Below are 6,223 nucleotides of genomic sequence, written 5' to 3'. Positions count from 1 at the left end.
GTGCCCAGGGAGCTGAGGAGTTCGCACAGCAGGCGGCGGCGGGCGAGGGAGCGGGCCAGGGCGTCGGTCACGGACGCGGGCGACGCCGGTCCGGACGGGGCGGCCGCGGCGAGGTCGGCGGGCAGCCCGTCCAGCCACTGGTCGAAGGACTGGTTGAGCAGGGCGAAGAACACGGCCTCGCGGGTCTCGAAGTACCGCACGACGTTGGTCTTGGACAGGCCCACACGGCGGGCCAGTTCCCGCAGGCTGACGTCCCCGACCGGCATCTCCTCCAGCGACTCCGCCGCGGCCGCCAGGATCGCCCGCCTGCGCGCCTCACGCTGCTCCGCACTGCGCGCCCGCCGGAAGCCGGGCTGCCGGTCGCCGGTCACCGCCGCATCTCCGAAGGCGGGGCCGGGGGGCGTCGCTGGGACGCCCCCCGGCCGCTGACTCCGGTCACACGGACTCGCTCACGTGGCGCCACTTGGCGTCCTCGGCGGCACGATTCTCGGACACGAACCGGCCCACTGCGGAAGCGTCCTTGCCGAGCAGCAGCCGCAGCGGCGGCTCCGGGGCCTCCGCGATGTCCAGCAGGATCCGCGCGATGCGAGCCGGGTCGCCGGGCTGCTTGCCGTCCGACTGGCGCTGCCGGGCGATGGCGGGCTCGATGACCTCCTTGTACGGCTCGCTGACGGGCGGCGTGCTCATGGAGGATCCGGCCCAGTCGGTGCGCATGGCGCCGGGCTCGGCCACGGTCACCTTGATACCGAGGTGTGCCACTTCCTTGGCGAGCACCTCGGAGAAGCCGCCGACCGCCCACTTGGCCGTCTGGTAGGCGCCCAGGCCGGGGCCGCCCACGCGTCCGCCGACGGAGGAGACCTGGATGATGTGGCCGGATCCCTGCTCGCGCAGGACGGGGAGCGCGGCGCGGGTGACGTTGACGACGCCGTAGAGGTTGGCGTCGATCTGGGCGCGGAACTCCGCCTCGGGCATGTCCTCGATCGAGGCCATGTCCGCGTAGCCCGCGTTGTTCACGACCACGTCCAGGCGGCCGAAGGTCTCGACCGCTGCGGAGACGGCCCGCCGTGCGGCCTCGGCGTCGGTCACGTCCAGGGTGACCAGGCGGACGCGGTCGCCGTACGTGTCGGCGAGGTCCCTGAGGGACTCGGTGCGCCGGGCGGTGGCCACCAGGTTGTGCCCCGCGTCGAGCACCGCCTCGGCCAGGGCGCGGCCCAGACCGCGGGAACTGCCGGTGATCAGCCATGTCTTGCTCATGAGAGTGCCTCGGTTTCTTTCCGTGGTGTGATGTGTCTCTGGGGGTGTACGGGGGGTGTGTCGCGGGGGCTCAGACGAGGAAGCCGCCGTCCACGGCGAGATGGGCGCCGGTGACGTAAGCGGCCTCGTCGGAGAGCAGGAAGCAGACGGCCTTGGCGATCTCGCGGCCGGTGCCGAGCCGGCGGGCCGGGATGCCCTCGGCGATCCGGGCGACTTCCTCGGGGTTGCCCTGCTGGCGCGGGACCGGGATGACACCGGGCTGGAGTTCGTTGATCCGGATGCCGTGCCGCGCCCAGTCGGCGGCGGCCGAACGGGTCAGGCCCCGGATGCCGTGCTTGCTCGCGCTGTAGGCGGCACGGTGGGACAGGCCCCGGTCGGCGAAGACGCTGGAGATGTTGACGATGGCGCCGCCACCGGCCTCCTTGATCGCCGGGATCTGGTACTTCAGTCCGTGGAAGACACCGGAGAGGTTGATCCCGATGGTGGCGTTCCACTCGTCCTCGGGCAGGTCGGGGACGTCGTGGTGGACGCTGGAGGTGCCCGCGTTGTTCACGGCCAGATGCAGGGCGCCGAAGTGGCGGACCGTCTCGGCGACGGCGTGCTCGACGGCGTGCGCGTCGCTGACGTCCGTGGCCAGGACCAGGGCCTTGCCGCCCGCCGCGGTGATCTCGTCGGCGACCTGCCGCAGCGGTGCTTCCCGGCGTCCCACCAGGGCCACGGCGGCGCCGCGTTCGGCGAGCACCCGGGCGATGTCGGAGCCGATGCCGCTGCCCGCGCCCGTGACGAAGGCGGTCCGGCCGGTGAACTGATCGCTGAAGTTCATGTGTCTCGTTCCTCGCTGTGCTGAGGCTTCTTCGCTGTCTTGGTCCTTCTGTGCTTCTCGCTACTTCTCGTCCGCGTCGCGCACGGCGGTGTTCAGAGCGCCGTACTGGCCGCCCCTGACCCGCGCGGGGTCGAACAGCGCGCTCAGGCGGGCGACGTCGTCGGCGCTGAGGGGGACCGAGGTCGCCGCGGAGTTCTCACGGACGTAGGCCATGCGCTTGGCGCCCGGGATCGGTGCGATGTCGTGCGGCTGGGAGAGCAGCCAGGCGAGCGCGACCTGCCCCGGGGTGTGGCCCCGGCCGGCGGCGAACTCCCGGAGCGCGTCGACCAGTCGCATGTTGTGGTCGAAGTTCGCGCCCTGGAACTTGGGCAGGGTGGAGCGGAAGTCCTCGCGGCCGAAGACGATGCCGGGGCGGAAGCCGCCCGCGAGCATGCCACGGCCCAGCGGGCTGTAGGGGACCAGGGTGACGCCCAGCCGGCGGCACTCCGGCAGCACCGCCGCCTCGACCCCGCGCTCCCACAGGGAGTACTCGCTCTGGAGGGCGGACACGGGGTGGACCGCGTTCGCCCGCCGCAGGATCTCCGGGGTGACCTCACTCAGGCCGATCGCCCGGACCTTGCCCTCGGCGACGAGTTCCGCCATGGCGCCCACGGTGTCCTCGACCGGGACGGCCGGGTCGAGGCGGTGGTAGTAGTACAGGTCGATCCGGTCGGTGCCCAGCCGCCGCAGGCTGGCCTCGCAGGCGGTGCGTACGTACTCCGGGCGGCCGTCGAAGAAGCTGCGGCCCTCGGGGGTCGGGCGGGCGGAGAACTTGGTCGCCACGACAGCCCGGTCCCGCAGACCCTTCAGGGCACGTCCCAGCAGTTCCTCGTTGTGCCCGAAGCCTGCCACCGGGCTCCCGGGTGCGGCGCTGCTCGCGCCGTAGTAGTCCGAGGTGTCGAAGAAGTCCACCCCCAGGTCCACGGCGGCCCGGATCGTCGCGGCCGAGGTGTCCGGGTCTGCCGCACCGTAGAACTGCGACATCCCCATGAGGCCGAGGCCGACGGGCCGCACGGACAGGCCCGAGCCGCCCAGCGGCACCCGTGCCGGATGCGGTGCTCCGGCCTCTTCATACATGTGCGCGGTGTCGTCGCTCATGGCCGACCGCTCCTGTCCATCGTCTCGGTGTCTCGGTGTCTCGGCACAGTGGCCCGGTAGATAAGAGGCCAGTGGACCTTTACGGGTCACGACTATAAGAGGCCGCTGGCCTCTTGTCCAGCCTGGCCGGTCGAGGTGCGGCTGATCTGCCGTTCCGTGGACGGCTGTCTGGAAAGACACCTGGCTCTGGCGGGTCACTGCGCTGTCCTGTGAACCTGGTCCGCGCGCAATCCGTTGCCGTCTCGGAAGCATGTGTGAGTGCGAGGGTGACCTCCGGTCATCCGAGAAAGGACAGTGCATGGGCATCCCCCCTCACCTTCCGCTAGAGGTGTCCCCCGAAGAGGTGCGGGAGCTGGGCGCGGCCGTGGTCTCCCGGCTCGCTGAGTTCGTGGCGGCGGTACCGCGGCGCCCGGCCAGCTCCGCACCGGACATGGCGGCCGTCGGGGAGCTGGTCGCACCGTTCACGGCGGCGCCGCCGGAGGAGGGAGGTGACCTGTCCGTGCTGCTCGACCGGCTGTGCCGGGCCGCCGACCTGGCGATGGAGACCGCCGGGCCGCGTGTGCTGGCCGCGATCCCGGGCGGCGGCATCTACACCTCCGCGCTGGCCGAGTTCTTCACCCGCACGGTCAACCGCTTCGGCGGGCTGGCCGCCGCCGCCCCCGCGCTGACCGCCATGGAGGAGAGCGTGCTGCGGTGGATGGCCCAGGACGTGTGCGGGCTCCCCGCGGGCAGTTCCGGGATCCTCACCACGGGCGGCTCGACGGCAAACCTCTCCGCGGTGGTCACGGCGCGGCACATCCGGCTGGGTGAGTCCCTGGAGAACGGGGCCCTCTACGTCGGCGCGCAGACCCATCACTCGGTGGCGAAGGCCGCCCGGATCGCGGGCATCCGGGAGCGCAACATCCGCGTCGTACCCACCACCGGCCGACTGCACCTGGATGTCGCGGCTACGGCGGAAACGATACGGCGCGACCGGCGCGACGGATTGCGTCCCTTCCTCCTGGTGGCCACCGCGGGGACCACCGACGCCGGGACCATCGACCCGCTGCCGGCCCTTGCCGATCTGGCCGAGGAGGAGAACCTCTGGTTCCATGTGGACGCGGCCTACGGAGGCTTCTTCCGGCTGACGGAGCGCGGGCGCCGTCGGCTGGCCGGTGTCGAACGGGCGGACTCGGTCACCCTCGATCCGCACAAGACCCTGTTCCTGCCGTTCGGCACCGGAGCGCTCGTCGTACGTGACCCTGGCGCGCTGGCCGCCGCGCACCAGGGCACCGGCAGCGTCCTCCAGGACGTCGGTTCGTCCGACGCGCTTCCCGACTACGCCTACCGGGGCATCGAGTTGAGCCGGGAGAACCGGGGGACACGCGTGTGGCTACCCCTGCATCTGCACGGTGTCGCGGCCTTCCGCACAGCACTCGACGAGAAACTCGACCTCGCCGAGCACGCCTACGAACAGCTCACCGGCATGCCTGCGCTCGACGTCCCCTGGCGCCCGGAACTGAGCACCGTGACCTTTCGTATCCGTCCGCGTGACGCGAGCCCCGAAGCCGTCGAGAAGGCCGACGAGGCCACGCGGAAGCTCCCTCAGCACATCAACGCGAGTGGCCGCGTCCTCATCTACAGCACCGTCATCGAAGGCCGCCAGGCCATCCGGATGTGCGTCGTGGCGTACGCGACACACAGGGAGCACGTGGACGAGGCGCTGGACGAGATAGCGGCTGCCGTCGCCGCGCTCTGATCCGGCTGGCCGATGAAGTGATGCAGAACGAAACACTGAAAAAGCAACAGGGAAGCGTGATGGCTCGTTTCGGTCTTTATGATGTGTGCGACGAAACTGTGGGTGAGTTTCTGTGCACACAATGGGAGAGAGCGTGTGACGCTCTGGACCTTCCGCCCGGCGAGGCCGCGGCGTCGAGTGATCTGCTCAGGGAAGTCCTTGATCCGTGGTTCGCCATCGAGATCGGCCGGGAGTGCCGTCACCCGTCGTACGTGGCAGAGGACGGGTTCCCGGCCGAAATCTCTGTGAAGTGGACGGGTTCCGGTCCGGAACTCCGGGTTCTCTTCGACATCGGATTCGCCGCCGTGCGGCCCGATTTGGTGGCATTGGCTGCCACGGATCGGCTGGCCGTGCGACTGGGTGCCGCACTCGATCATTTCGAACGAGTGGGTGGCGTTTTCTTCGCCGGCCGTCCGGGACCGCCGGCTCCCCTGTGGCATTCCCTCGTCCTGCGCCCCGGCGAACCCGTCTCCCTGAAGGCGTACTTCGGCCTGTACCGCTGGGGGACGGACGAACGCGAGGCAGCGGTCGGGGCCGCCATGGAAATCCTGGAAATGGGCGCGGCATGGGCCGCGGCATCTTCCGGAGTGAACACCGGAAAGCATGAGCTGGAATTCTTCGCCCTCGACCTCTCCGACGCACCGCAGAGCAGGGCGAAGGTCTACTACCGCGGTGCCGCCGCCACGGTGGAGGAGCTGAACTCCCTCGCCGGGCTGGCCGGATCGCACGACGCGGCCCGGGCCGGCCGGGCCTACTCCGTCCTTGTCGGAGGGGAACACGGGGACGCCGGCGAGGCCCCTCTGACCTGTCTGGCCTTCCGCAAGGGCTGCGACCGGGCCGAGGAGGCGACCACGTATCTGCGCGTGGCGAGCCTGTCCCGGTGCGAACGGGACACGACCGAGCGGGTGGCGGCGCTCATGGCGAGCGAGGGCATCCCCGCCGGTCCGTACCGGAAGCTGGTCGACGCGCTCGCACCCCGGCCGCTCGAAGCCTTCGTCGGTCTCCAGGAACTGGTCAGCTACCGCGTGGTCGGGCAGCGCGCGGACCTGACCACGTACTTCCGCTTCCCCGTCCACCCGGTGGCCGCCATCCGCCCGACGGCCGGCCATGTCCCACGGCCCGCCCGGCGGCACCTCCGGCGGACCGTCTCCTTCCCGGCCACCATGCCGCTGTCCCCTGACGAGTGACGAGGTCATGGCGGGCCTGCGGCCCCTTACGGCGAAGGCCGGGCA

General features: G+C 70.9%; 6 protein-coding genes. 2 read left to right on the top strand and 4 right to left on the bottom strand.

Features of this window, described 5'->3' with window-relative positions:
• The 4 genes from ACWDYF_RS34005 to ACWDYF_RS33990 form a co-directional block, all read right to left on the bottom strand.
• On the bottom strand, positions 1-371 hold a 371-nt coding region (locus ACWDYF_RS34005), incomplete at its 3' end, for a TetR family transcriptional regulator (protein ID WP_389473365.1).
• A gap of 64 nt (positions 372-435) precedes the next feature.
• Entirely contained in the window at positions 436-1,254 is an 819-nt protein-coding gene (locus ACWDYF_RS34000; protein WP_389473367.1) for an oxidoreductase, read from the bottom strand.
• Positions 1,255-1,324: 70 nt separating this feature from the next.
• Complete coding sequence (locus ACWDYF_RS33995) at positions 1,325-2,077, bottom strand: SDR family NAD(P)-dependent oxidoreductase (protein ID WP_389473369.1); 753 nt, start codon at positions 2,075-2,077, stop codon at positions 1,325-1,327.
• 60 nt (positions 2,078-2,137) lie between these two features.
• On the bottom strand, positions 2,138-3,214 hold the full coding sequence (locus ACWDYF_RS33990) for an aldo/keto reductase (RefSeq protein ID WP_389473371.1): 1,077 nt from the start codon (positions 3,212-3,214) through the stop codon (positions 2,138-2,140).
• A 298-nt stretch (positions 3,215-3,512) separates the two neighbouring features.
• On the opposite strand from ACWDYF_RS33990, the gene ACWDYF_RS33985 reads away from it, so the two are divergent.
• Together ACWDYF_RS33985 and ACWDYF_RS33980 are read left to right on the top strand one after the other, a co-directional pair.
• Entirely contained in the window at positions 3,513-4,952 is a 1,440-nt protein-coding gene (locus ACWDYF_RS33985; RefSeq protein WP_389473373.1) for a pyridoxal phosphate-dependent decarboxylase family protein, read from the top strand.
• A 20-nt stretch (positions 4,953-4,972) separates the two neighbouring features.
• Complete coding sequence (locus tag ACWDYF_RS33980; protein WP_389473375.1) at positions 4,973-6,178, top strand: hypothetical protein; 1,206 nt, start codon at positions 4,973-4,975, stop codon at positions 6,176-6,178.
• The last annotated feature ends 45 nt before the right edge of the window (positions 6,179-6,223 follow it).

This window comes from Streptomyces sp. NPDC003284 (genome assembly GCF_053589675.1).
The sequence above is the reverse complement of the archived record's forward strand: the minus strand, read 5'-3'. Positions and strand labels throughout refer to the sequence as shown.

Coding starts and splice junctions, on each gene's coding strand:
- ACWDYF_RS33990 (WP_389473371.1), bottom strand. CDS start 3,214: ATGAGCGACGACACCGCGCACATGTATGAAGAGGCCGGAGCACCGCAT.
- ACWDYF_RS33995 (WP_389473369.1), bottom strand. CDS start 2,077: ATGAACTTCAGCGATCAGTTCACCGGCCGGACCGCCTTCGTCACGGGC.
- ACWDYF_RS33980 (WP_389473375.1), top strand. CDS start 4,973: ATGCAGAACGAAACACTGAAAAAGCAACAGGGAAGCGTGATGGCTCGT.
- ACWDYF_RS33985 (WP_389473373.1), top strand. CDS start 3,513: ATGGGCATCCCCCCTCACCTTCCGCTAGAGGTGTCCCCCGAAGAGGTG.
- ACWDYF_RS34000 (WP_389473367.1), bottom strand. CDS start 1,254: ATGAGCAAGACATGGCTGATCACCGGCAGTTCCCGCGGTCTGGGCCGC.